The sequence below is a fragment of the Lebetimonas sp. JS085 genome, assembly GCF_000523295.1.
Taxonomy (GTDB): Bacteria; Campylobacterota; Campylobacteria; order Campylobacterales; family Nautiliaceae; genus Lebetimonas.
Genome location: NZ_ATHR01000001.1, coordinates 1,413,106 through 1,436,522 on the forward strand (window position 1 = coordinate 1,413,106; position 23,417 = coordinate 1,436,522).

Below are 23,417 nucleotides of genomic sequence, written 5' to 3' on the forward strand. Positions count from 1 at the left end.
TCCTACATATTAAACCTTTAAGCACCGCAAAAGAAATAGAAAAAAATTATAAGAAACTTGCTAAAAAATATCATTCCGACACAGGAGGGAATGAAGAAAAAATGAAAGAAATAAACAAAGCCTATAATATTTTAAAAGATTATATAAAAAACTTTAAATTTACATTCAGCGAAGATGAAATAAAAAAACAGTACCCGGAGGAATTTCATAAAAATTTTAAGGTTTTTGAATGAAATTATCAACGGAAGAGATTATTTATCAGTTAAACAATATTATAGATAAAACTATTTTTAACAATTTGTTAATTTTAAGCATAAATGAAAGGTCAATTTTTCTCTCCCGTGAAATCGGATTAAAAAATTCTTTTGTAGAAGGTGATATGCTGTTTATTGAACCTATTTTTTCCCCTGTGAACAAAGAAACTGTAATAGGTGCCGTGAGTGAGTTTAGAGAATTGGTTATAATAGACGAGCTTAAAAATGCTTTTGATATAACGGATGATTATATTTATAACGAAGCAAATAGAATTTATGAAGAAAAAATAATTCCTAAAATGCATAAATTCCGCTTGGGAGAGAGTATAATTTCAATTGAGAATAAAAATATTTTATTGGTTGATTTAGGCTCTAATACCGCACTTACCCTTTTATGTGCCATTAAAAGCTGTATAAATGCAAAAGTTTTAAAAATAAATGTTGCCGTGCCTTTTATTTCAAAAGAATCAGCCGATAAAATAGAAAAAATTGTAGATAATCTTTTTTATATTCAAAAACTAAAAGATTATATAGATACCGAATTTTATATTAAGGAGAATAAATGAGTTGCAGTGTAGAATTAAAAGTTAATAACAGAGTTCAGAAATTTGTTTTAAATAAGCTAGCTAAACAGGCAAATTCGTCTGTATGGTTTCAAGACGGAAATACGGTAATGATTGCTACGCTTACGTATAATCCGGATGAACTTGTGGAAGAGGATTTTGTGCCTCTTGTGGTTCAATATGTCGAAAAAGCCTATGCGGTTGGAAAAATTCCTGCAGGGTTTGTAAAAAGAGAACAAAAACCGGGGGATTTTGAAACCCTAACAGCCAGAATAGTTGACAGAAGCCTCAGGCCTCTGTTTCCTAAAGAATACGGATACAATACCGTTCTTACTATTATGGCGGTAAGTGCGGATGAAGAGAGTGACCTGCAGGCTGCTGCCATGAATGCCGCCGCATCCTGCATGTATTTAAGTGATTTGCCTTTTTCAAAAATGGTTTACGGGGTAAGACTTACCAGAATAGACGGTAAAATAATTGTGAACCCTACATTAAGTGAGCTTGAAAAAGGAGAATTTAATCTGTTTGTTACCGGAAGCAAAGACGAGCTTTTAATGATAGAATTTGCCGCCCAGGGTCAGGAAGATATTGAGATTATTCCTGTCGAAGATATAATGCTTGACGGGGCGCCTATTGAAAATACAATCGTAAATTATAAAACAAATGAAATAAAAGAAGATGATTTAATAGAAGTTTTAAAAGTTGCTCAAAATGCTATAAAAGAGGGTGTTAAAGCCTATGAGGAAGGTTTAAAAGAATTTAAAAAAGCCCCTGCCGAATTTAAAGAGAGAGTTGAAAAAGACCCGGGTGAATATATTGAAACAATAAAAGAAAAATATATAGATGAATTAAAAGAAATAATAAAATATTTGAGCAAAAGCGAAAGGGATTATTTATTAAAACAATTTGCAAGAAAAATAGCAGGTTTATTGGATAAAGAAGAAGATTATGATGTTATTTTAAAAGCTGTAAAAACAGTTAAAAGAGAAATTGTAAGAGGTATGATTTTATATGAGGGAATCAGGGCAGACGGAAGAAAACTCGATGAAATAAGGCCTATAAGTATAGAGACAAACGTTCTTCCAAGAGCACACGGAAGCTGTCTGTTTACAAGAGGACAGACCCAGGCTTTGGCTGTTGCAACCAGAGGCGGTGATATGGATGCCCAGGTTTACGGAAATTTGACAGATAAAGAAGAAAAGCTTGAAAGATTTATGCTTCATTATAATTTTCCGGCTTTTTCAGTAGGTGAAGCGGAAAGATTGGGACCTCCGAGCAGAAGGGAACTGGGTCATGGAAATTTGGCAAAAAGGGCAATTGAGCCGCTCTTAGACCCGGAATTTGATGAAACAGTAAGGGTTGTAAGTGAAATACTTGAAAGTAACGGAAGTAGCTCAATGGCTACGATCTGTGCAGGTTCTTTGGCATTAAAAGCCGCAAAAGTTCCTCTACTTAAAATGGCGGCGGGAATTGCAATGGGTCTTATAAGTGAAGGTGATAAATATGCGGTACTTACTGATATTATGGGGCTTGAAGATCATGACGGAGATATGGATTTTAAAGTCGGAGGAACTTATGAAGGAATAACCGCTATGCAGATGGATATAAAATTAGGGGGAATTTCTCTTGATGTTTTAAAAGAGGCCCTTTATCAGGCTAGGGACGCAAGATGTTATATACTCGAACTTATGGAAAAAGCCGCAAAAGAGATTAAATATAACGAAGCTGTGCTTCCAAAAGCTATTAGTTTTAAAGTCGAACCGGATAAAATTATAGATATTATAGGTACTGCGGGTAAAACCGTAAAAGATATCATTTCTAAATTCGGAGTAACAATAGATTTGGATAGAGTCAGCGGAAAAGTGAAAATTTTCGGTGAAAGTCATGAGCAGCTTCAAGCAACAAAAGATTATATATTAAATGTGATTTGTAAAGATGACAAACCGAAAATTCCTGATTTTAAAACAGGTGAAATAATAGAAGGAAAAGTAAGTAAAATCGTAGATTTCGGTCTTTTTGTAGAATTGGTACCAGGTGTTGAGGGGCTTTTGCATAAATCAAAACTCAACGGAAAAAATCCGGAAGATTTCAATGTTGGGGATAAAATAAAAGTAAAAGTGCTTTCTCAAAGCGGATTTAAAATAGAGCTTGCTTTAGTGGAGGAGTGATGTTTGAAAAATATCCTTTTGAAAAATTAAATGAATTGTTAAAAGATGTGCCTCATCCAAAGGAGGTGTTTTCTTTGACAATAGGAGAGCCGCAGTTTGAAACACCTGAGTTTATTGAAAAAAGTTTATGTAAAAATGTTAAATATTTAAATAAATATGCCAAAACCGCCGGGGAGGAAATTTTAAAAAAATCCCAAAGAGATTTTATAAAAAGAAGATTTAATGTAGAACTTCGAAAAGATGAACTGATTCCTACATTCGGGACACGGGAAGTTTTATTTAATTTTCCGCTTTTTTTAAAGCCTCGAAAAATGGCTTTTCCGAATCCTTTTTATCAAATTTATGAAGGGGCTGCCGTTGCAGCCGGGAGTAAAATTAACTATTTAGAGCTCAGCGAAAAAAATAATTTTAAACCAAGTCTGTCCCAGCTTGAAGGAGATGAAGATTTTATTATTTTAAATTCTCCTAATAATCCTACTTCAAGTGTTATGAATTTGGACGAATTATGTGAATGGGTGGAATATGCCCTAAAAAAAGATGTTGTGATATTAAATGATGAGTGTTACAGCGAGCTTTATACAAAAAATCCACCACCTTCAATTCTTGAGGCAAGTATGAAAGTGGGAAACAGAAATTTTAAAAATGTACTCGCCATTAATTCCATTTCAAAAAGAAGTTCAGCCCCCGGGCTTAGAAGCGGGTTTATTGCGGGAGAGAGAGAAATATTAACAAAATATCTGCTTTTTAGGACTTATACAGGTTGCGCCATTCCTCTGCCTTTGCAATATGCGGCAAAAGCGGCATGGGAGGATGAAGAATATCCGGAAATTTTCAGAAAAAAATATATTGAAAATTTTGAAGTGGCCAAAGAAATTTTAGGGGTGGATATCCCGGAAGCCACTTTTTATATATGGCTAAAAGTAGACGATGATATAAAATTCACTGTTGAAGCATATAAAAGAGGTGTAAAAGTATTGCCCGGCAGGTTTATGGGAAGAAATAGCGCAGGAGAGTGTTATGTCAGAATAGCTCTTGTTTATGATATGGAAAAAATAAAAACGGCACTCAATATTTTAAAGGAAATTTTATGAGTTTGGTAGAAAAATATAAAAAATTGGATGAATTAGTTAGAAAAAACAGAGAAGATGAGATAGATGAAACATTTAAAAAAATTTTAAAAGAAACTTTTGAAATAATTAATAAAAAAATAGAAGAGCAAAAAACTCTTGATGTTAAAAATCCGGAAGAGAAAATGGCAATCAGGGCGATGATGGAATATATGCTTGAACTTTGGGATGAAGGTGCTGTTAGCGAAGCTAAACAGGTTGGTTATGATATGGTATATTTAATTGAAGATGCTAAACTAAAAGAGATGTTTTCTATGTTTGTAATTGGAATGTTGGCCGGATTCAGTTTAGATAAATTTTTTGAAAAATATGTAGATTTAAGTGAAATTTACGAAGATTATTTTTTTACAGGGTTTAACGATGAAATAGATGATCTTGTTATTAAATATAAAAATCAGTTTGTAAAAGAGTTTCAAGAGTGAGAATACATTTTATCGGTATAGGAGGAATAGGTTTAAGCGCTTTGGCAAGATTTTTAAGCGCAAAAGGCTATAAAATTAGCGGAAGCGACATACATGCCACTCCGTTGACAGAAAAACTAAAGAGTTTAGGTGTAAAAGTTTATATTCCACAAAAAGAAGAAAACATAACCGATGATATCGATTTAATCGTTTTTACTGCTGTTGCTAAAGAAAATAATCCTGAAAGGGTTGCCGCTAAGAAAAAAGGTATAAAAACAATAAGCAGAAGGGAATTTTTGCCTTTTGTTTTAAATAATAAAAAGGTAATTTCAGTCTGCGGTGCCCACGGTAAGAGCACAACAACTTCTATTTTGGCTTCTGTTTTAAAAGATGCCAGTGCCCTGATAGGGGCTGAAAGTAAAGATTTTAATTCCAATGCCAGATTTAGTAATAACGATTTAATGGTGTTTGAAGCGGATGAAAGCGACGGCAGTTTTATAGATTCAAATCCATTTGTTGCAGTTGTTACAAATACCGAACCTGAACATATGGAATTTTATAATCATGATTTAAAACTTTTTTATTCCCATTATGAAAAATTTTTAAAGAGTGCAAAAATCAGGGTTGTAAACGGGAATGATGAATTTATAAAAAGTCTTGATTTGCCTATGAAAAAAGTTTATTTAACTGATGCTAAAAACATACGATATGAATTAAGAGACAATCAGCCAAAAACTATTTTCGAATATAAGACTCGCGAATTTGAAGTTTACGGATTTGGTGAACATTTGGTATTGGATGCTCTCCTTGCAATTGAAGCTGCAAATGAATTTATCTCAATGGAAGAAATTGCTGAAAATATTAAAAATTATAAAGGCATTAAAAAAAGATTTGATATTTTACAAAAAGAGGATAATTTTATATTAATAGACGATTACGGGCATCATCCAACAGAAATAAAAGCAACCATTCATTCGGCACTTTTGTATGCAAAATTAAACGGAATAGATAAAATAACGGCCATCTGGCAACCTCACAAATATTCAAGGACGGTTGATAATTTAGAAGGCTTTGTAAACTGTTTTGAAGGGGTGGATGAACTTATAATTTTACCGGTATGGTCAGCGGGGGAAAAAGAAGTAAATATTGATTTTAAAATGCATTTTTCAAAATACAATCCTATATTTGCAGATAAGATAAAAACTAATAGAAATAATATTATGTTAATTAAAGACAATAAAATAATTAAAAAAATAAAAGACGGACTGGTTATAGGCTTCGGAGCGGGGGATATTACTTATCAATTGAGAGGTTTATAATTTTGACATTTTCTTTTTTTAGTTTTATAATAAAAAAAAAGGATTTGTTATGTTAGAAAAGACAATAAACAAATTTATTGAAGAATTCAATAAATATATGCCTGAAAAAATTTATGTGCAATTCCCAGATAAAAAAATGGGGGATGGAAAATTAGGGGTTATTTTGAAAGATTATAAAACAGCAAAAAGAATTTTGATAAATCCAGAGATGGGTTTTGCTGAAGAATATGTAAATGGAAACATAAATATAAACGGTTCTCTTGAAGAATTGTTAATCGGGGGTCTTACATATGTTAATTTAATGGATAAAGAAAAAAAACAGATAGATTTTACGAAACTCTTTTTTAATTTTTTGGGTATGCTGAAAAAAATTGAGGAAAAAGAGGTTCAATATCATTACGATTTAGGTAATGATTTTTATAAATCATGGTTGGATAAATCTATGACTTATTCATGTGCTTTTTTTACAAAAAAAGATATGAGTTTAGAAGAAGCCCAGGAAGAAAAAAGAAATATTATTTATGAAAAATTAAGATTAAAAAATGCAAAAAATTTTTTGGATATTGGATGCGGATGGGGTTCAGTTATAATTAATGCTGCAAAAAAATATAATATACCTTGTATCGGAATTACACTTTCAAAAAACCAGTATGAATATGTCAAAGAAAAAATAAAAGAGGAAAATTTAAATAATTTAGTAGAGGTTTATTTAATGCATTATGAAGATTTACCTAAATTAAATAAAAAATTTGACAGAATCGTATCAATAGGTATGTTTGAACATGTCGGTAAAGAAAGATATAAAAAATTTTTTTCAGTTGTTAATAATATTCTTGAAAAAAAAGGCCTCTTTTTGCTTCATACAATAGGCAAACAACATCCTGCACCTACAAGTAAATGGATTAGAAAATATATTTTTCCCGGCGGCCATTTACCTTGCGTTAGTGAAATATTTGATTCTTCAAAAGAGAGTGATTTATATTTTATGGATATGGATGATTGGAGATTGCATTATTATAAAACATTAATTGAATGGAGAAATAAGTTTCACAATATTAAAGATACTGTTATTAATAAATTTGATGAAAAATTTTACAGAATGTGGGATTTATATCTAATTTCATCTGCGGTTTCTTTTTATATAGGAGAACAGCATTTATATCAAATTTTATATTCAAACGGTGTAAATAATAATTATCCTATAATAAAAAGAACATTTATTGAAGAAAGTTTAATCTGATAGATTTTTTTCAATATATCTCTTAACATCCTCTAAAATTCCCAAATCTTTTGTTTCATCAAAATAGTTAAATTTTTCACCGCTTTGTTTTTTGCCGTCGAGCAGGTCTCCGGCTTTTCTGAATTTCAGATCAAGTTCTGCTATTTTGAATCCGTCAAGCGTTTTTGAAAATTCAATAAGCCTATTGTTGTTTTTATTATTTGTATATAAAAAGCAGTATCCTTTCTGTCCATATCTTCCGACTCTTCCCCTTAGCTGATGCAGTGTTGCGAGTCCGAGCCTTTCGGCTCCGACTATTACAATAGTGGTTAAACGGGGCAAAGAAATTCCAACTTCAATTACGGTTGTTGTTATTAAAATATTTCCTTTTTCCCTGAATTCGACTAAAATATCTTCTTTGTTTTTGTCTTTTCCGTGTGTTATATAGACTCCGCCAAAATATTTAAGCCAGAAATCTTTTCCTTCTTCTATGCTTTGATAATTAAAATTTTGCGATTCTTCTACAAGAGGATAAACAATTACCACCTGATTGCCTAAGCTTATCTCTTTTTGAATATGGGTTATTAAATCCTTAAAATCACTTTTATCTATTATTTTTGTATCAATATCTTTTTTAAAAGGAAGTTCTTTTATCAAACTTACATTTACAAAACTGCTCATAATAAGAGCCTGTGTTCTTGGGATGGGGGTGGCGCTGAATTGAAAAAAGTGAGGTAAGACTTTTCCACTTGAAGTTAGTTTTTCAAGCTTTGCTCTCTGATTGGTTCCGAATCTGTGCTGTTCGTCAACCATTACAGCGTTTAATTTTGGTAAATCCTGATATAAAAGAGCATGCGTGCCTATTAATAAATCTGCGTTTTTTAAATCATATTCAGTGAATTTACTTTTTTGCGTAACCAATACCACTTTAAATAATTTTCCATTTTCCATTGTCCATTTTCCATTTAAGTATTTATCCGCTTCTTCGTAAATCTGATTGGCAAGTATTGATGTAGGAGCCATAATTGCGCTTTTTTTAGCCATAAATGCAGTAGAGAGCATAACGATTGTTTTTCCGCTTCCTACATCGCCAATTATTACCCTTCTTGCCTGAACGGGTTTTGATAAATCGTTTTGTATATCTTTTATAACTTTTAACTGGTCATTGGTAAGTTTGAACGGAAGGGAATCTATAAAAGGCGTCGGCTCTGAAATAATCGGATTTGAAGGAAATATTTTCTTTTTGTTTTGAAGCTTATATAAATATAAAAAAATTTCGCTCCATTTTAGTGCATATTCTATTTTTTTTTCTTCAATATCTTTTAGAGTTGTCGGAAAATGCATTTTTATCAAAGTTTCGGCAATTTCCTGCGGCAGTATTTTTAAATTTTCGAAGCTCAGATGTTTTTTTATTTCATTTTTTATTTTTACAGATGAATATACAGAGGTTATTTCATTTATTCTGCTTATTGGTTTTGGCTGGATTAATTGGTTGTTTCTGATTTCTCCTCTTATATATAGAGTTTTACCTTTTTTAAAAACAGCTTCATGCCATTTTTTAAAAACAAAAAATACTCCCCACATAATCTGATTGATATTTTTTAAAAAAAATTTAATTCTGGTGATTTTAGATGATTTTTGAATATCGAGTATTTCGGCCTCAAATGCCTGGGGTCTGTTTAAAAGATAGGGATATAGATGATTATCTTCCCAATCTTTTGGTTTTATTAATGCGGTTTCAAGTGTTTTTAAATCAGTCATTTGTAAGAATTGAAAAACTTAAATTTTTTATATTTTTATATTTTTTAATAAAATCGTTAATTTCATTTAATTTGGTGTTTTTGATTAAATCAAGTTCTTTTTGATAATAATTTTCAGGTAAATTAAGATATACTTCATTAAATTTTTTAAGAAGTCTCTGACTTAGTGTCTCGTTTCTAAGCGGTTCGCTACCAAGTAAAAATTTTTTTGCGTCGTTTAATTCTTCAGCGGTTATTCCGTTTTGTGTAAAATCGTTAATTATATTTTTTAAAGAATTAATTGCATCCTCAGTATTTTCAAGTTTTGTCTGCATATATCCGCTTAAAATTTTATGGGTCTTTTTGAAAGTGTTAAATGCATATGCCGAATATGCATAACCTTTTTTTACTCTGATTTTTTCCATAATACGGCTTCCAAAGCCCCCGCTTCCCAAAATAAAAGTTGCTATTTTAGCCAAATGAATCTCTTTTTTTTCAATATTGTATTCACTTGCGAAATAGATATAACTTTGTTCTACTTCTTTATTTTCTTTAATGTTTTTTTGAATAGGCTCAAAGAAAGGATATTCTTTTTCTTTTTTTGGAAATAATTTTATAAATTTTTCGTAATCAAATTTTTCTCCTCCGTTGATTATAATTACGTTTTCGCTTAATTCGTTAAAAAAATTTTTTATATCATCTTTAGTGATATTTTCTATATTTTCTCCTATTACGGGAATTGCCAGCGGTGTGTTTTCAAAAATGGCACGATAAAGATTTTTATTTGCAATATAGTCGTTGTTGTTTTTTAAGCTCTCTTTTTTGGCAATAATTTCTCTTTTTGTTTTTTCAAAAGCTTCTTTTGTCAAATTGATATCACTGAACAGCTCTATTAACGAATCGAGGGCTTTTTTTCTTTTATTGTTTAAACATTTAACGGAAACGGTGAAATATTCATGGTTTATTCCGAAATTCAGATTAATGGCGTTTTCATCCAAAAAGGAAAAAAATTTTTCTTTTTTTTTGCTGGTGCCTCTGTTTAATATCTCTTTGGCAAAATTGGCTACTCCGTCTTTAAAAAATATGCTTCCCGAGTTTAAAAAAACTATTTGTAAAAAACTTCTTCCTATGCAATCTTTTTCAAAAATTATCATTGATACCTCCGTTTTAATGTGGAATTTTTAATAAAATTCTTGCAGAATTGTTTAAAATAAAAGCTTTTTTTAAAGCTTCTTTTATATCTCTGCTTATTATAATCACGCTTTTTGCTTTTATAATTGCAATTTCTTCTTTTTCAAGAATGGCTAATAATTTTTTTATATTTGTTTCTGTCATTAAATCTTCGATAATGGTTATATTTTTAAAATATTTTTTTCCGTATGTGTCTATGGGCTGGAATTTTTCGTGGATTATAGAATAAGCAATGGTATTTGGCATATAAAGATTCAATGCAGTTTTTGCAAAAGAGATATTTTTGTAAATTTTTGCATGAAGAGGGGCATCTTCGTTTGCTTCTTTGTATGCGAGTGTTTTGTTTGCAATATTTACAGATATATAAAAATTTTCTTCTAAAATGCAGCTGTTTTTTTTATTTATAAGCATGGTGTCGTTGCCTGTTTTTAAAGAAATGCTACCAAAACCTATATTTAATATATTTTTTTCTTGCAAAACCCTGGCGGTTAATTTATAATCATCTAAAAACAGTTTTTCAAGCAAATATTACCTTTTTTGCCAAATTATATCAAAAATTTAGTATAATTTTTAAAAAAAAGGTTATTATGCAAATTCCTCATATACCGGTTCTTTTAAATGAAGTAATAAAACTTTTTTCTCCAATGAAAGAAGGTTATTTTGTTGACTGCACATTAGGTTTTGGCGGTCATAGCGTTGCGATACTTAAAAATTTTCCGAATATTAAACTAATTGGAATAGATCAGGACACGGATGCACTTAATTTTGCAAAGAAAAGACTTTTTCCTTTTAAAGACAGAATCCAATTTATCAACAAAAGGGCCAGTGTTGCTTTAAAAGATTTGAAAGATTTGGAAATTGCAGGTATTTTGGCGGATATAGGGGTCAGTTCTTTTCAGCTTGACAATCCCGAGAGGGGATTTAATTTCGAAAGTGAAATTTTGGATATGAGAATGAATAAAAATCAGGATTTAAGTGCATATGAGGTAATTAATTATTATTCAAGAGAGGAAATTGAAAGAATTTTAAAAGAATTTGCCGAAGAGAGAAGGTATAAAAAAATTGCAAAAGCCATAATTTCCAACCGTGTTATTAATTCAAACCGTGAATTTGCCGATATTTTAGGTAAAATCGGTATAAAAGATAAAAAAAGTCTGGCAAGAATATTTCAGGCCGTCCGCATTGAAGTAAACAATGAACTGGGTGAGCTTGAAAATCTGCTTGAAAATGCAAAGAATATTGCAAAACCAGGCACAATTTTAGGTATAATAACCTTTCATTCACTCGAAGACAGAATAGTAAAAAACAAATTTAAAGAGTGGGCGAAAAACTGTATATGCCCTCCCGAAGCTATCAGATGTGAATGCGGCGGCAATCATGCGTTGGGTAAAATTATTACTAAAAAGCCTGTAACTGCTACAAATGATGAAATAAAGACAAATCCAAGAAGCAGAAGTGCAAAACTCAGGGGGTTTTTATTTAAGGAAAAATAATGAATGAAAAAGAACTTTTAATTGAAGAGGTCTCAAAAGTAATCGAAGAAGAGTCGTTATCCATATCAATTATTAAAAATGTTGTATTTGTAATATTTTTTTCATTGGCTGTCTTATTTCCTAAAATATATATTTCAAATCATATTTACATATATTCTTTGCATTTAAATAAATTGTTAAACGAATATTATTCCCTAAAAGCAGAGCAGTCCATACTTTCATCCAAAATAGAAAAAATAAAATTTAAAAACAGACTTCAAAAACTTTCTTTTTAATTCATTTTTTATTTATCTATGATAAAATACCCATAAAAAAGAGGTTTAATGAAAAAATTTATAGGATTTTTTATAAAAAATGCCGCTTTTACCCATACACTGTTTTTTATAATTATAATTACGGCTTTTCTCTCTTACAAACATGTTCCAAAAGAATTGTTTCCGCCATCCGAACTTGATAAAATATTAATTACCGGAGGTTACCCAGGGGCATCTCCGGAAACTCTCAATAAAATGGCCGTGGATGAAATTGAAGATAAAATAAAATCTTTTTCAGAAGTCGATTCCATTGAAAGTGTTATAACTAACGGAAATTTTGTAATTACCGCTAATTTAAAAGAAGGCGTAAATAAAAATGAATTATTAAGCGAATTTCAAAGTGTTGTTTCCAATCTCAAAAAAGATTTGCCAAGCGATATGGATACGCCTTCTGTCAGCATAGCAAAAAAAGCTTTCCCCTTGATGTTTATTTCTGTTGCAAGTAATAAATTAAACAAAGACCAGCTTTTGGATGTTGCCGATGAAATTAAAAAAAAGCTTTTGAAACTGAAAGATTTAACTAAGGTTGATATAAGGGGAAAAAGCGATAAAAATATTTATATATCTTTTGACTCAAAGAAAATAGAAACACTCGGTATAAATAAATCATTATTGGCAAATGTCATATCTTCCCTTTCGACTATTTTTCCTGCCGGTTATATAGAAGGCAGAAATCATTTTTTTATCACTATGGCAAATGTTAATGTTGAAAAATTAAAAAACACTTATATTCAAACAGGCAATAAAAAAATAAGACTTAAAGATATTGCCGATATTAAAATGGAATATGACACGCCTGATCAGATAGGTAAATATGACGGAATACCGAATATAACAATCGATGTAAGAAAAGGCGAAAACGGCGATTCCATAGCTCTTAGTGAAAAAATAAGAAAAATTCTTAAAAATTATCATAAATCCCATCCCGATGTCGTATTCGGAATTTCCACAGATACAAGCAAATGGGTCAGAAACAGGTTTAATACGGTTGTAAGCAATATTGTTTTCGGGCTTATTTTAGTGTTTTTTGTAATGTGGATTTTTTTAAATGCAAGAATTTCTTTTATTGTTACACTTGGGATACCTACTTCTTTTGCCATTGCCTTAATAGCACTTTATTATTTTCATTATTCTCTTAATCTTCTTTCAATGCTTGGTATGCTTATAGCACTTGGTATGATTGTGGATGAAGCGATAGTGGTTGGTGAAAATATTTACAGGCATATGGGACAGGGAAAAGATAAAATAAGCGCTGCGATAGACGGGGCGAGTGAAGTTTTTTGGCCCGTTATGGCCTCTTCAACCACTACTATTTTGGCGTTTTTACCTATGCTGATGATTCAGGGTGAAATAGGTAAATTTATGAAAATTTTGCCTATAATGATTACGGTTTTAATACTTTCTTCTCTTTTTGAAGCTTATGTTTTTTTGCCTCTTCATTCAAAAGAAATACTTAAAGTTACAAAAAATAAAAAAGAAATTTTATGGGAAAAATTTTCATCGGTTTATAAGAAAATGTTGAACTGTTTTTTTAAATTCAGATATATAACATTAATGTTTTTTTTACTTGTAATCCCTTTTTTAACTTTTGAAGGCTTTAAACATTCAAAATTTCAGCTGTTTCCTGATTTTGACACGTCTCAGCTTTATGTAAACGGTAAATTTGATAATAATTTTACAATCGAGCAGAGTGCCAAAGCGCTCACCCCCGTTGAAAATGTTTTAAAAAAATATTTAGGTCCAAATGTGGAAGGCTTTACCACCGCAGTGGGAATGCAGATGAATAATAAAGGAGAGGCAAACAGAGGGGAAAATTATTTTCAGATATTTGTAGATTTAAAAGACAGGGTACCTCATGATTTTTATAACAAATATATTGCCCCCCTTTTTGAACCTGTAAAAGTTACCGGAGAAACAAGAGAGCTAAGTGCAAAGGCTCTGGCATTTAAAATAAAAAAAGATTTATCAAAGTTAAAAATAAAAGGGCTGAAAGAATTAAATGTAATAGTGCCTCAGGCCGGAATTGTAAAAAGCGATATAGTAATTAGTCTCGGCGGGGATAATAAAAAAGTATTAAAAGCCATTAAATTACTTGAAAATGAAATGAAAAAAATAAAAGGGGTATATAATATTTATGACGATGCGCAGATGGGTGCAAGCGAGATTAAAATAAATCTAAATGAATATGGTGAGAAACTGGGATTTAACGAAAGAAATATTTTTCAAGAGATCAGACCTTTTTTTGCAAAAGCCGAGTATGACAAAACATTTAATAAAGACGGAATCGTAAGGCTTAAATTTTATGATATCAATAAAGATTCTTTAGCGTTTCTTGAAAATTTCAGAGTAAACATTCCAAATACGGATAAATATATTGAACTGAATAAAATTGCCGATTTCAATATAATAAAAAATTTCAAAAAAATCCATAAATATGACGGTATTCCTGCCAAAACGGTATATGCAACGCTTAATAAAAAAATAATAACGGTTAAAGATTTTTATAAAAAAACAAATCCTCTTTTAAATAAATTTAAAAAGCAGGGATTAACAGTATTAATAGGAGGGGCTGCAAAAAAAAGCAGGGAATTTATGCAAAATATTAAAGAATCACTGGTTGTGGCTTTACTTTTAATATTTTTAATTTTGGTTTTGATGTTTAATTCTCTGTTTTTGCCGTTTGTGATTATTTCCGTTATTCCTCTTTCATTTCTGGGGGTGGTGTTTGGAAACATGATAATGGATATGAATCTTACAATGCTTGGAATGATAGGCATAGTCGGACTTTCAGGGGTGGTTGTAAATGACGGAATTGTAATGATAGATTTTATTAAAAATGCAAAAAGTCTTGAAGATATTTTAACATTGGCATCTTTCAGGCTAAGGCCGATTCTGCTTACAAGTCTTACAACGTTTTTTGGCCTTGCAACACTTATGTTTTTTCCTTACGGACAGGCCCAAATCCTTCAGCCTCTGGCAATTGCCCTGGGTTTTGGCATTATGTGGGGAACCGTATTGAATTTGTTTTATCTGCCGGTATTTTATTATGTTTTAAGAAAAAGAAAATTAAAGGAGTGATTTGAATATTTTTATTAAAACTTTTGGATGCAGAAGCAATATATACGATTCGGAGCTTATGAAAAATATTTTGAAAAAAAGTCATGTAATCGCTGATAATGAAGAAAAAGCCGATTTAATAATAATAAATTCCTGCACAGTTACCAATTTTGCCGACAGGGACGTAAGAAGTTATATTAACAAATGGCAAAATAAAAAAATTGTTTTTACAGGATGCGGAGCCTATACCCAGGGTGAAAAATTATTTAAAGAAAAAAAAATAAATGCTGTTTTGGGGCATAAATATAAAGAGGAAATTGATAAATATTTAAATTTTGAAGGTATTGAATTAGGGGACTTTGATTTTGTAAATAAAAAAATAATTACTGACTTTTCAACTACAAAAGCTTTTGTAAAGATTCAGGAGGGATGCGATTTTGAATGTGCTTACTGTATTTTGCCCAAAGTCAGGGGGTATTCAAGAAGTTTGGATGAAAAAACAGTAATAGAACAGATTAAGTATTTATCACAAACAGGAATAAACGAAATTGTTTTAACCGGAATAAATATGGGAAGTTACGGAAAAGATACCGGTTCTTCTTTAGCCAAACTTATAAAAAAAATTTTAAAAATAGGACGGATTAAAAGAATTAGGATAGGCTCTCTTGAACCAACTCAAATAGATGAGGAATTAATTGAGATAGCCAGTGATTCGATACTTGAAAAGCATTTTCATATAGCCCTGCAGCATACAAGTGACACAATGCTCAGAATTATGAAAAGAAGAAACAGAGTTTCCAATACACTGCCTCTTTTTGAAAAACTGGCCACTTACGGTTTTGCACTGGGAACCGATATCATAGTGGGTCATCCGGGTGAAAGTGAAAAAATATGGGAAGAAGCGTTTAATAATTTTAAAAAATATCCGTTGACTCATCTCCATGTTTTCAGATTTACTCCAAGAGATGGTACAATAAGTGCAGCAATGAAACAGCAGATAAGAGGTGATATAACCAAAAAAAGAGCCAAAATTCTGCATGATTTTGTTCAGAAAACAAATTATAATTTCAGAAAAAGAAAAAATGAACTTTTCGTTCATATAGAAGAGAAAAAAAACGGCTTTTATCAAGGATTTGATGAATATTATAATAAAATGCTAATAAAAAGTGATAAATTTTTAAAAGGAGAATGGGTGAGGGTAAAAGATTATGAGGTTAAGGAAGTTAATTATGCAAAAATCTAAAAAAAATCAGATAATTGTTTCTATTCTTTTTGGCGTTTTATTTGCCCTTGTGGTGGCTTATATGTTTAAAGGAAATTATGAAGAGCTGTTAACCCAGATTGTAGCGGTGGTTATAGTGCTTGCTTTTTTTATTCTGTTTATTTTGCTTTTAAAAAAATCTGTTCCCCAGCAAAATCCCCAGCAGGTTCAGGTTGAAATGAATACGGGAATAGAAAAAGATTTTGTAATAAAACCTACTATTTCCAATGTTACTTTTAAAGATGTTGCTGGTATAAGCGAAGTTAAAGAAGAGCTTGTTGAGATTGTAGATTTTTTAAAAAATCCTGAAAAATATAAATCTTTTGGAATAAATCTCCCAAAAGGTGTTTTACTGGTGGGTCCTCCGGGTGTGGGTAAGACATTGATAGCCAAGGCCCTTGCCGGGGAAGCGGGTGTTCCGTTTTTTTATCAGAGCGGAAGCGGTTTTGTTCAAATGTATGTGGGGGTAGGTGCAAAACGGGTAAGGGATCTGTTTTCACGCGCAAAATCATCGGCTCCAAGTATTATTTTTATCGATGAAATTGATGCTATTGGAAAAGCAAGAGGAAATCTTAGAAATGATGAAAGAGAAGCCACATTGAATCAGCTTTTAACCGAAATGGACGGGTTTGAAGGGAGCGAAGGCGTGATTGTTATAGGGGCGACCAATAAAGTGGAACTCCTCGATGAAGCTCTTTTAAGACCCGGAAGATTTGACAGGCGGGTATTTGTGGAGCTTCCTGGGCTTAACGACAGAATGGAAATACTTAAAGTTCATTTAAGAGGCAGGCCTTTTAAGGGAAATTTGGAAAACATTGCCAAAATGACGGTGGGATTTTCTGGGGCGGCACTTGCAAGTCTGGTTAATGAAGCAAGTATTTATGCACTTAAACATGGTAAAAAATATATAGAAGAAGAAGATTTTTATGCTGTGAAAGATAAGGTTTTAATAGGTAAAAAAAGTGTTGAATTTGAGAGAATTTCACTTGTAAAAGATGATTTCAAAGAAGAAGATAAGGAAATAATTTCAAAAACGGAGCTTATGAATAAAATAATGGTTTATTTAGCCGGGCGCGTGGCTGTGGAAGAGAAGTATAATGAAAAATTTTCAAACGCACATATGGATTTGAGAAAAGCAAAAGAGCTGGCGGTTAAAATGATAAAAGATTATGCTATGGGAGATGATATTGTGGGGGATGAGAGTGAAGTTGCAAAAGTGCTTAAATATTGTGAAGATGAAGTTAAGAATTTATATAAATCCAATGAATTATTAATAGAAAAAGTTTATAATATTTTATTAAAAAATGAAATTATTCATAAAGAAGATGTAATTAAAAACAAAAATGAAATATTTTAACGGGTTTTGTTTAAAAAACGAAAAAAAATTTTTTAAAGATTATTTGGAAGAAAAAGAGTTTATTGTTGCGGGATTCAGCAAAGGTACTTGTAAGGCTCTTGAATATGCACTTGAATGCAGTGAAAGAATAGATAAACTGCAGCTACTCTCCCCCGCATTTTTTGATGTGAGTGAAAAATTTATAGAGTTAAATATAAATGCATTTAAAAAAAGTAAGATTGATTATATTAAAAATTTTTTGACTAAAGCAGGCATTAATCAATGGATAAAGGAAAATGGAAAGTGGAAAATTGATTTAGAGGATATTGAAATTGATTATAGTTGCACGGAAAAAGAATTGTTAGGGCTTTTTACTTTTGATTGGGAAAAAATAAGAAAAGTTAAAAATATAAAAATAGAAGTGTTTTTAGGAGAATATGATAAAATTATTTCTTTAAAAAAAGCTTATAAATTTTTTAAAAATTACGGTGAAGTTTATTTAATAAAAAAATCAAATCATTTTTTAAGGAGTTAAATTGGATACTGAGCCCAAGTCGCATGTTGTTAAAGAGTATTGGGATATAGTCACAGGTTTTATTTCTTTCTTTTTTGCCATTATTTTTCATTTTGAACATTTAAGTGTTTTAGCAGCTGTTTTTGCCGCAATAGGTATCGGTTCGCTTGCCGTTACAATCTCCGAAATAGCCGAAATTTTGGCTGAAAGGTTTGGGGAACCTTACGGAAGTCTGGTTTTGACATTTTCAGCCGTGCTGGTAGAAATTTTAATTCTTTTTATGGTGGTGTTGGAAGCAAAAGTTCATCCGGATGTTATGGAAACGGTAAAAAACGGTATTGCCGCCACAGTAATTGTTGATTTGAATGCACTTCTGGGACTTGCCGTTTTTGTAGGGGGGCTTAATTTTAAAGAACAGGTCCATAATGAAGATACATCGGCCAGTTATACAACTGTTTTTTTTGTAGCGGTGGCGATGCTTCTTGTGCCGAGCGCAATTTCTCTTCATTCAACCAAAGAAGCGCTACATAACGCAAGTATAATAATTGCCGTACTTTTGTTTGTTTATTATCTGTTTATATTTAAATTCCAAACAGATACACACGTGCATTTTTTTAAATTTAAAAAACGAAGCAGGGTTAAAAGATATCAAAAAGAAGAAGATGACGAAAATTATTTTTTTGATAAAAAAAGTTCTTTGTTCAATGTGATTTTTTTACTTTTTTTATTGATTTTAATAGGATTTTTGTCTGAAATTTTTGCAAACGAAGGCGTGAGGGTATTTAAAAATATGGGCTTAACGGCAGGGTTTGTGGGTATTTTGATAGCTTTTGTAACAGCGGCTCCCGAACTTTTCACCGCAATTAGGGCTGCGAAAAATGATGAAATGCAAAGGGTTGTAAATATTGCAATGGGAGCAAGCACCGTTTCAATACTTCTTACTGTTCCGATACTTATTTTTTTATCTTTGATTTTCGGAATAAAATTTACTTTGGATTTTACCCCTTTGCAGGTCGGAGCGTTAATGATTACAATTTTACTTGTATGGAAAACAACCGAAAACGGTGAAACCAATTATTTAGAAGGGCTATCTCACTTAATGCTGTTTCTAAGTTACGCAATTATGGCTATTTTTTATTAATTTTTTAAATTTCTTTTCTTTTTTTGTGCTAAAATTAATTGTAAAAACTAAAAAGGAGAATGTATGAACAGAAGAAAATTTTTAAAAGCTACCGGTGTAGGTGTAGCTGCAAGTGCTGCATTTACAACCAATTTGTATGCAAAAAGTGTAACAAGACTTAAAGTTTGTCTTTCATGGCCAAAAACACTTCCTATCATGGGTGAGGGTGCTTTATGGTTTGCAAAAAGAGTGGATGAGTTAAGCGGTGGAAGTTTGAAAATTCATATATATGGAGCAAATGAATTAGTACCGGCTCTTGGAGTATTTGATGCCTGTTCAAAAGGTTTGATTGACGGCTTTCATTCAGGGCCTTATTACTGGAAGGGTAAAAATATGGCGTTTGCTTTGTTTAGTTCTTTCCCTTTTGGAATGGTTGCCGATGAACTTGAACCTTGGTTTGATTTTGCAGGAGGAATGGATTTATGGAGAGAATTATATGCAAGATATAATTTAATGCCTTTCAAAGGCGGAAATACTGGAAATCAAATGGGAGGATGGTTTAGAAAACCTATTAAATCTTTGGCCGATATGAAAGGCCTTAAAATGAGAATTCCCGGTCTTGGAGGAGAAGTAATGGCAAGACTTGGAGTCAAACCTGTAAATATCCCTGGAGGTGAAATTTATACCGCACTTGAAAGAGGTGTTATTGATGCGACAGAATGGGTGGGGCCAAGCCTTGATACAATTATGGGATTCCAAAAAGTTGCTAGATATTATTATACAGGATGGCATGAGCCTGGAAGTATTCTTGAAATGACATTTAATAAGAAAAAATATGATAGACTTCCAAAAGAACATCAGGCAATTATTGAAGCTGCAACAAGAGAAATGCATGCAAGAATTTTTTCCGAGTTTCAATATCAAAATGCTCTTAAGCTTCAGGATATTATCAGCGGAAAATATGATGTTAAACTAGGTAATTTCCCTGATGATGTTAATGAAGCAGCAAAAAAAGCTATTATTGAAATTCTTAACGAATATTCCAATAAATCAAAAGATTTTGCAAAAGTTTATGAAAATATTAAATCATTTTTTCCTAAAATCAGAAAATGGACAGATACACTTCCAAAATGGTATCTTGATATAAGGGACAAAGGAACAATAGTAGATTAAACAAAATCTTTTAAAACTTCGCTGCAGAGGGCAAATCCAAATGCCCCTGTAACTCCTACAAAACTTCCCATTTTGCATTCTATCGGTTTTTCGGTTGAATAAACAGCTTTAAAATCACCTTGGAAATTTTCTTTATTTAAAAAATCCCTTACTTTTTTGGCAAAAGGGTCTGTGTGTGTTTTCCATATACTTTCTATTCTTATTTTACTCGGGTCTATTCTTTTTGCCGCTCCCATTGAAGAGATAATTTTTGGGTATGCTTTTTTTATAAGGGAAATTTTTGCTTTTAAATCATCAATTGCATCAATAACCATGTCATATTCATTTAAATCCAGTTCTTTGATATTTTCCGGGGTCAGTTTTAAATCAATTGTTCTAATTCCAGGATATAATCTTTTTAAAACTTCAACTTTTTTTCTTCCTACAAACTCGCTTCCTATTTGTCTGTTTTGGTTTGTAATATCAAATATGTCATAATCAACAACGGTTATATTTTTTACACCGGAGCGGTAGAGGCACTCAAGAGCATATCCTCCCACACCTCCGGCTCCGCAAATTAATATATTTAAATTTTGAAGTTTGTGAAATTTTGAAAAAAGTTTTTTGCATCTGTCAAATTTCATTTAACTCCTTTAATTTTTGTGCTAAATTTAAAATATTTATATATTTTTTTGAAAATTCTATTTTTCCGCTGTTATTTATAATTTTTTTAAATTTCTCAATAAATAAAGGCTCTTTTGCAATCACTCCGATTAATGAATCTATCTGGGTAAAAGGGTATAAATCAGATATTTCCCGGGTTAATTCCTCAATCTCTTTTTTTTCATAATTTTGATAATTTAATGTTTTATCTCTAAAAAATTTTGGATAATTTATATTATTGTATATTAAATCAACAACCGGATATATTTCGCTGATGGAAGGAATGATTAAATGAATTGCAAAAACACCGCAGCACTTATAGACTTTGAAATATTCTTCTTTTTGAAACACATCATAATGTTTAAAATTCCATTTTCCCTTTTTAAAAAAGGGTTTTTTTAAAAAATTTTTATGCACATCACCGCTTAAATCTATGAAATGGTTAATTAAATTAAATTTTTCTCTAACCTCTTCAATATCATCGATTATTTTACCAAATCTGTTAAGTCCTGTCTGAAGAAGTTCCAAATAGGCTTTTTTTATCGCTTTTTGCTGGTCAATATCGCAGCCAAAAGCTAAAATAATATTATCATCTTTAATATAGCTTGCTGCCATTACGGGATATTTTCCCTCAAGAGAAGCATCGTATATCTGAATGTTTTTTGAATTAAAAGGATGGTCTATTTTTGGCAGGGGCAGGGCATATTTTATAACTTCGAATTTTACAAATCTTTCTATTATTTCCGCCTTGGCGTTTTTATAAGCCTTAATAATATCAAAATGTGCCGCCATTCCGTTGCTTGCGTATAAATTTTGAAGCAGGTTAACTGGAAAATATATTTTTTCTTTGGTTGAGCGTTTTATAAAAGGTATTGAAAGTATTTCAAATGAATCAGAGTTAAAATCAATTAATTCCTCTTTTTGAAGAGTGTCTATTTTATAAAATTTATTGAGTTCGTTATTTAAAAAATTTCCTTCTTTCATATCAGGATATAAACCGTTAATATAATATTCTTCAAAAAAATTTCTGGTTATTAGCCGCTCAGCCATTTCACCCTGTGCACTAAGCAGGGCGTTCTCTGATGTTTCACCTTTGCCAAAAGAAGTAAAAGGTATGTTTTTAAGTTTTAATTCGCATGTAAAAATATTGTTTATTTCTTTAAATTCATAATAATATTCTAAATTTAACTCTTCAAAAAATTTATTATAACCACTCACCACTCACCACTCACTACTCACTATTTTTCACTGTTTTTTAATTTTTCTAATAATTGATAATCGGTAACATCCAATGTAATGGGAGTTATTGAAACATACCCGTTTTTTACAGCCCAAAAATCGCTTTCTTTTTCTTCTTTAAATTTTAAGTGATGAAGGCCGAGCCAGTAATATTCTTCACCTCTGGGGTTAAGATATTTGTGGGCATCGTTTCCGTAAATTCTGTATGCAAGTTTTGTAAACCGGTATCCTTTTATTTCTTTTGTATTCGGTATGTTTATATTTAACAGTTTTCTGTGGGGAAGCGAAATTTTATTTTCTAAAACCATTAAGGCCATATCTTTTGCTATTTTTTTTGCTTTTTCCCAGTCAACTTCACTGGGGGGATTATCGAAACTCTTTAAAACCTGAGATATGGCAATGGATTTTATTCCGTGAATTGCCCCTTCAGTCGCTCCTCCAACAGTTCCTGAATAATTTACATCTTCGCCCATATTTGCCCCGTGATTTATTCCGGAAACAATTAAATCCGGTTTTTTGTCTTTAAAAAATTCGTTTATTGCCAGATAAACACAGTCGTCCGGTGTTCCGTCATCAAGTTTATAAAAATTTTCTTTAACTTTTTTAAACATTAAAGGCTTTGTAATTGTGAGAGATTTTGAGCAGGCACTTTTTGGAGAAGCAGGTGCTACAACAAGAGGTTTTCCTATTTCGCTCATGGCTTCATATAAAATTTCTAATCCTTTTGCTTCAAAAGAATCGTCATTTGTAATAAGTATTTTTGGCATCTGTGTCCTTTGGTATAATTTTATAAAAAGGCCGGTTATGAAATATATAAGAGATGATATTAATATCAGGATTTTATCAAATTTTGAGATGCCTTTTGGTGAAATTGAAAAAGATTTTAAAAAATTCAAAAAAAAACTTCAAGATTATGACATAGGAGTTTGGAGTAAAAATATTATGTTAAATAATTTTAATGATATTATTATTTTCAATAAAAAAAAGGAAGAATTGGAGTGGGTTGATATTGTGTTAAATTATCTAAATTCATTGAACGGATTTTTAAGAGAGCAGATAGGTGTTTGTATAGAAAAAAAGATTCCAAGAATAATTGATAATGATTTGCCTTATTTGATAATTCAGAGAAAAATAAAACCGGATTTTGATGAAAATTATTTTATTGCTTTTGATAAAAAAGTTTATTTTCCCGGTATTTCAAAAAAATTTGATTTAAAATTCAGTATAATTAAGTTGGTTGAGTGGTCTAAAAGAAGCAATAAATTTTTGATAAAATTTCAAAATTAA

The 23,417-nt window shown here is 31.1% G+C and carries 22 protein-coding genes; 16 read left to right on the forward strand and 6 right to left on the reverse strand.

Annotated features, from left to right (window positions below):
• The first annotated feature begins 8 nt into the window (after positions 1-8).
• Genes DZ68_RS11250 through DZ68_RS0107915 form a run of 7 tightly spaced genes read left to right on the forward strand, consistent with a single transcriptional unit; the run spans position 9 to position 7,072 of the window.
• Positions 9-233 (forward strand): J domain-containing protein, encoded by a 225-nt coding sequence (locus DZ68_RS11250; RefSeq protein WP_255327396.1) that lies wholly within the window; start codon positions 9-11, stop codon positions 231-233.
• On the forward strand, positions 230-820 hold the full coding sequence (locus DZ68_RS0107890) for a hypothetical protein (protein WP_024790177.1): 591 nt from the start codon (positions 230-232) through the stop codon (positions 818-820). Before DZ68_RS11250 ends, DZ68_RS0107890 begins: the two co-directional genes overlap by 4 nt.
• Positions 817-2,985, forward strand: coding sequence for a polyribonucleotide nucleotidyltransferase (locus DZ68_RS0107895; protein WP_024790962.1), 2,169 nt, complete (start codon positions 817-819; stop codon positions 2,983-2,985). Before DZ68_RS0107890 ends, DZ68_RS0107895 begins: the two co-directional genes overlap by 4 nt.
• Complete coding sequence (locus DZ68_RS0107900) at positions 2,982-4,076, forward strand: succinyldiaminopimelate transaminase (protein ID WP_024790963.1); 1,095 nt, start codon at positions 2,982-2,984, stop codon at positions 4,074-4,076. The genes DZ68_RS0107895 and DZ68_RS0107900 overlap by 4 nt, the downstream gene beginning before the upstream one ends.
• Positions 4,073-4,534 carry a hypothetical protein gene (locus DZ68_RS0107905; RefSeq protein WP_024788072.1) on the forward strand — a complete coding sequence of 154 codons (462 nt, stop codon included), beginning with the start codon at positions 4,073-4,075 and terminating at the stop codon, positions 4,532-4,534. The genes DZ68_RS0107900 and DZ68_RS0107905 overlap by 4 nt, the downstream gene beginning before the upstream one ends.
• Positions 4,531-5,832 (forward strand): UDP-N-acetylmuramate--L-alanine ligase, encoded by a 1,302-nt coding sequence (murC, locus tag DZ68_RS0107910; RefSeq protein ID WP_024788073.1) that lies wholly within the window; start codon positions 4,531-4,533, stop codon positions 5,830-5,832. Before DZ68_RS0107905 ends, murC begins: the two co-directional genes overlap by 4 nt.
• Positions 5,833-5,881: 49 nt before the next feature.
• On the forward strand, positions 5,882-7,072 hold the full coding sequence (locus DZ68_RS0107915; RefSeq protein WP_024790964.1) for a class I SAM-dependent methyltransferase: 1,191 nt from the start codon (positions 5,882-5,884) through the stop codon (positions 7,070-7,072).
• On the opposite strand, the gene recG is transcribed toward DZ68_RS0107915, so the two are convergent.
• Genes recG through DZ68_RS0107930 form a run of 3 tightly spaced genes read right to left on the reverse strand, consistent with a single transcriptional unit; the run spans position 7,064 to position 10,506 of the window.
• A complete protein-coding gene (gene recG / locus DZ68_RS0107920; protein WP_024790965.1) occupies positions 7,064-8,812 on the reverse strand; it encodes an ATP-dependent DNA helicase RecG in 1,749 nt (582 codons plus the stop codon). The genes DZ68_RS0107915 and recG overlap by 9 nt on opposite strands.
• Positions 8,805-9,944 carry a pitrilysin family protein gene (locus tag DZ68_RS0107925; RefSeq protein ID WP_024788075.1) on the reverse strand — a complete coding sequence of 380 codons (1,140 nt, stop codon included), beginning with the start codon at positions 9,942-9,944 and terminating at the stop codon, positions 8,805-8,807. Before DZ68_RS0107925 ends, recG begins: the two co-directional genes overlap by 8 nt.
• 13 nt (positions 9,945-9,957) lie before the next feature.
• Positions 9,958-10,506, reverse strand: a complete 549-nt coding sequence (locus DZ68_RS0107930; protein ID WP_024790966.1) for a class II aldolase/adducin family protein — start codon at positions 10,504-10,506, stop codon at positions 9,958-9,960.
• A 62-nt stretch (positions 10,507-10,568) separates the two neighbouring features.
• On the opposite strand from DZ68_RS0107930, the gene rsmH reads away from it, so the two are divergent.
• From rsmH to DZ68_RS0107970, 8 genes are all read left to right on the forward strand, one after another.
• The gene (rsmH, locus tag DZ68_RS0107935) at positions 10,569-11,474 is read left to right on the forward strand and encodes a 16S rRNA (cytosine(1402)-N(4))-methyltransferase RsmH (protein WP_024788077.1); all 906 of its coding nucleotides are present in this window, start codon (positions 10,569-10,571) and stop codon (positions 11,472-11,474) included.
• Positions 11,474-11,749, forward strand: a complete 276-nt coding sequence (locus DZ68_RS0107940) for a hypothetical protein (RefSeq protein ID WP_024790185.1) — start codon at positions 11,474-11,476, stop codon at positions 11,747-11,749. Before rsmH ends, DZ68_RS0107940 begins: the two co-directional genes overlap by 1 nt.
• A 48-nt stretch (positions 11,750-11,797) precedes the next feature.
• Positions 11,798-14,866 carry an efflux RND transporter permease subunit gene (locus DZ68_RS0107945; protein ID WP_024790967.1) on the forward strand — a complete coding sequence of 1,023 codons (3,069 nt, stop codon included), beginning with the start codon at positions 11,798-11,800 and terminating at the stop codon, positions 14,864-14,866.
• Between the two features lies 1 nt (position 14,867).
• A complete protein-coding gene (gene mtaB, locus DZ68_RS0107950; RefSeq protein ID WP_024790968.1) occupies positions 14,868-16,088 on the forward strand; it encodes a tRNA (N(6)-L-threonylcarbamoyladenosine(37)-C(2))-methylthiotransferase MtaB in 1,221 nt (406 codons plus the stop codon).
• Positions 16,075-17,463 carry an AAA family ATPase gene (locus tag DZ68_RS11310; protein ID WP_024790969.1) on the forward strand — a complete coding sequence of 463 codons (1,389 nt, stop codon included), beginning with the start codon at positions 16,075-16,077 and terminating at the stop codon, positions 17,461-17,463. The genes mtaB and DZ68_RS11310 overlap by 14 nt, the downstream gene beginning before the upstream one ends.
• On the forward strand, positions 17,450-17,977 hold the full coding sequence (bioV, locus tag DZ68_RS0107960) for a pimelyl-ACP methyl ester esterase BioV (RefSeq protein ID WP_024788082.1): 528 nt from the start codon (positions 17,450-17,452) through the stop codon (positions 17,975-17,977). Before DZ68_RS11310 ends, bioV begins: the two co-directional genes overlap by 14 nt.
• A 1-nt stretch (position 17,978) precedes the next feature.
• Positions 17,979-19,097 carry a calcium:proton antiporter gene (locus tag DZ68_RS0107965; RefSeq protein WP_024790970.1) on the forward strand — a complete coding sequence of 373 codons (1,119 nt, stop codon included), beginning with the start codon at positions 17,979-17,981 and terminating at the stop codon, positions 19,095-19,097.
• A 63-nt stretch (positions 19,098-19,160) separates the two neighbouring features.
• A complete protein-coding gene (locus tag DZ68_RS0107970) occupies positions 19,161-20,249 on the forward strand; it encodes a TRAP transporter substrate-binding protein (RefSeq protein WP_024790971.1) in 1,089 nt (362 codons plus the stop codon).
• On the opposite strand, the gene DZ68_RS0107975 is transcribed toward DZ68_RS0107970, so the two are convergent.
• Genes DZ68_RS0107975 through surE form a run of 3 tightly spaced genes read right to left on the reverse strand, consistent with a single transcriptional unit; the run spans position 20,246 to position 22,897 of the window.
• A complete protein-coding gene (locus tag DZ68_RS0107975) occupies positions 20,246-20,872 on the reverse strand; it encodes a tRNA threonylcarbamoyladenosine dehydratase (RefSeq protein WP_024790972.1) in 627 nt (208 codons plus the stop codon). The genes DZ68_RS0107970 and DZ68_RS0107975 overlap by 4 nt on opposite strands.
• Positions 20,862-22,109 (reverse strand): YcaO-like family protein, encoded by a 1,248-nt coding sequence (locus DZ68_RS0107980; protein ID WP_024790973.1) that lies wholly within the window; start codon positions 22,107-22,109, stop codon positions 20,862-20,864. The genes DZ68_RS0107975 and DZ68_RS0107980 overlap by 11 nt, the downstream gene beginning before the upstream one ends.
• A gap of 20 nt (positions 22,110-22,129) precedes the next feature.
• Positions 22,130-22,897: a 5'/3'-nucleotidase SurE gene (surE, locus tag DZ68_RS0107985; RefSeq protein ID WP_024790974.1), complete on the reverse strand. Its 768-nt coding sequence runs from the start codon at positions 22,895-22,897 to the stop codon at positions 22,130-22,132.
• Positions 22,898-22,934: 37 nt separating this feature from the next.
• On the opposite strand from surE, the gene DZ68_RS0107990 reads away from it, so the two are divergent.
• Positions 22,935-23,417 carry a hypothetical protein gene (locus tag DZ68_RS0107990; protein ID WP_024790975.1) on the forward strand — a complete coding sequence of 161 codons (483 nt, stop codon included), beginning with the start codon at positions 22,935-22,937 and terminating at the stop codon, positions 23,415-23,417.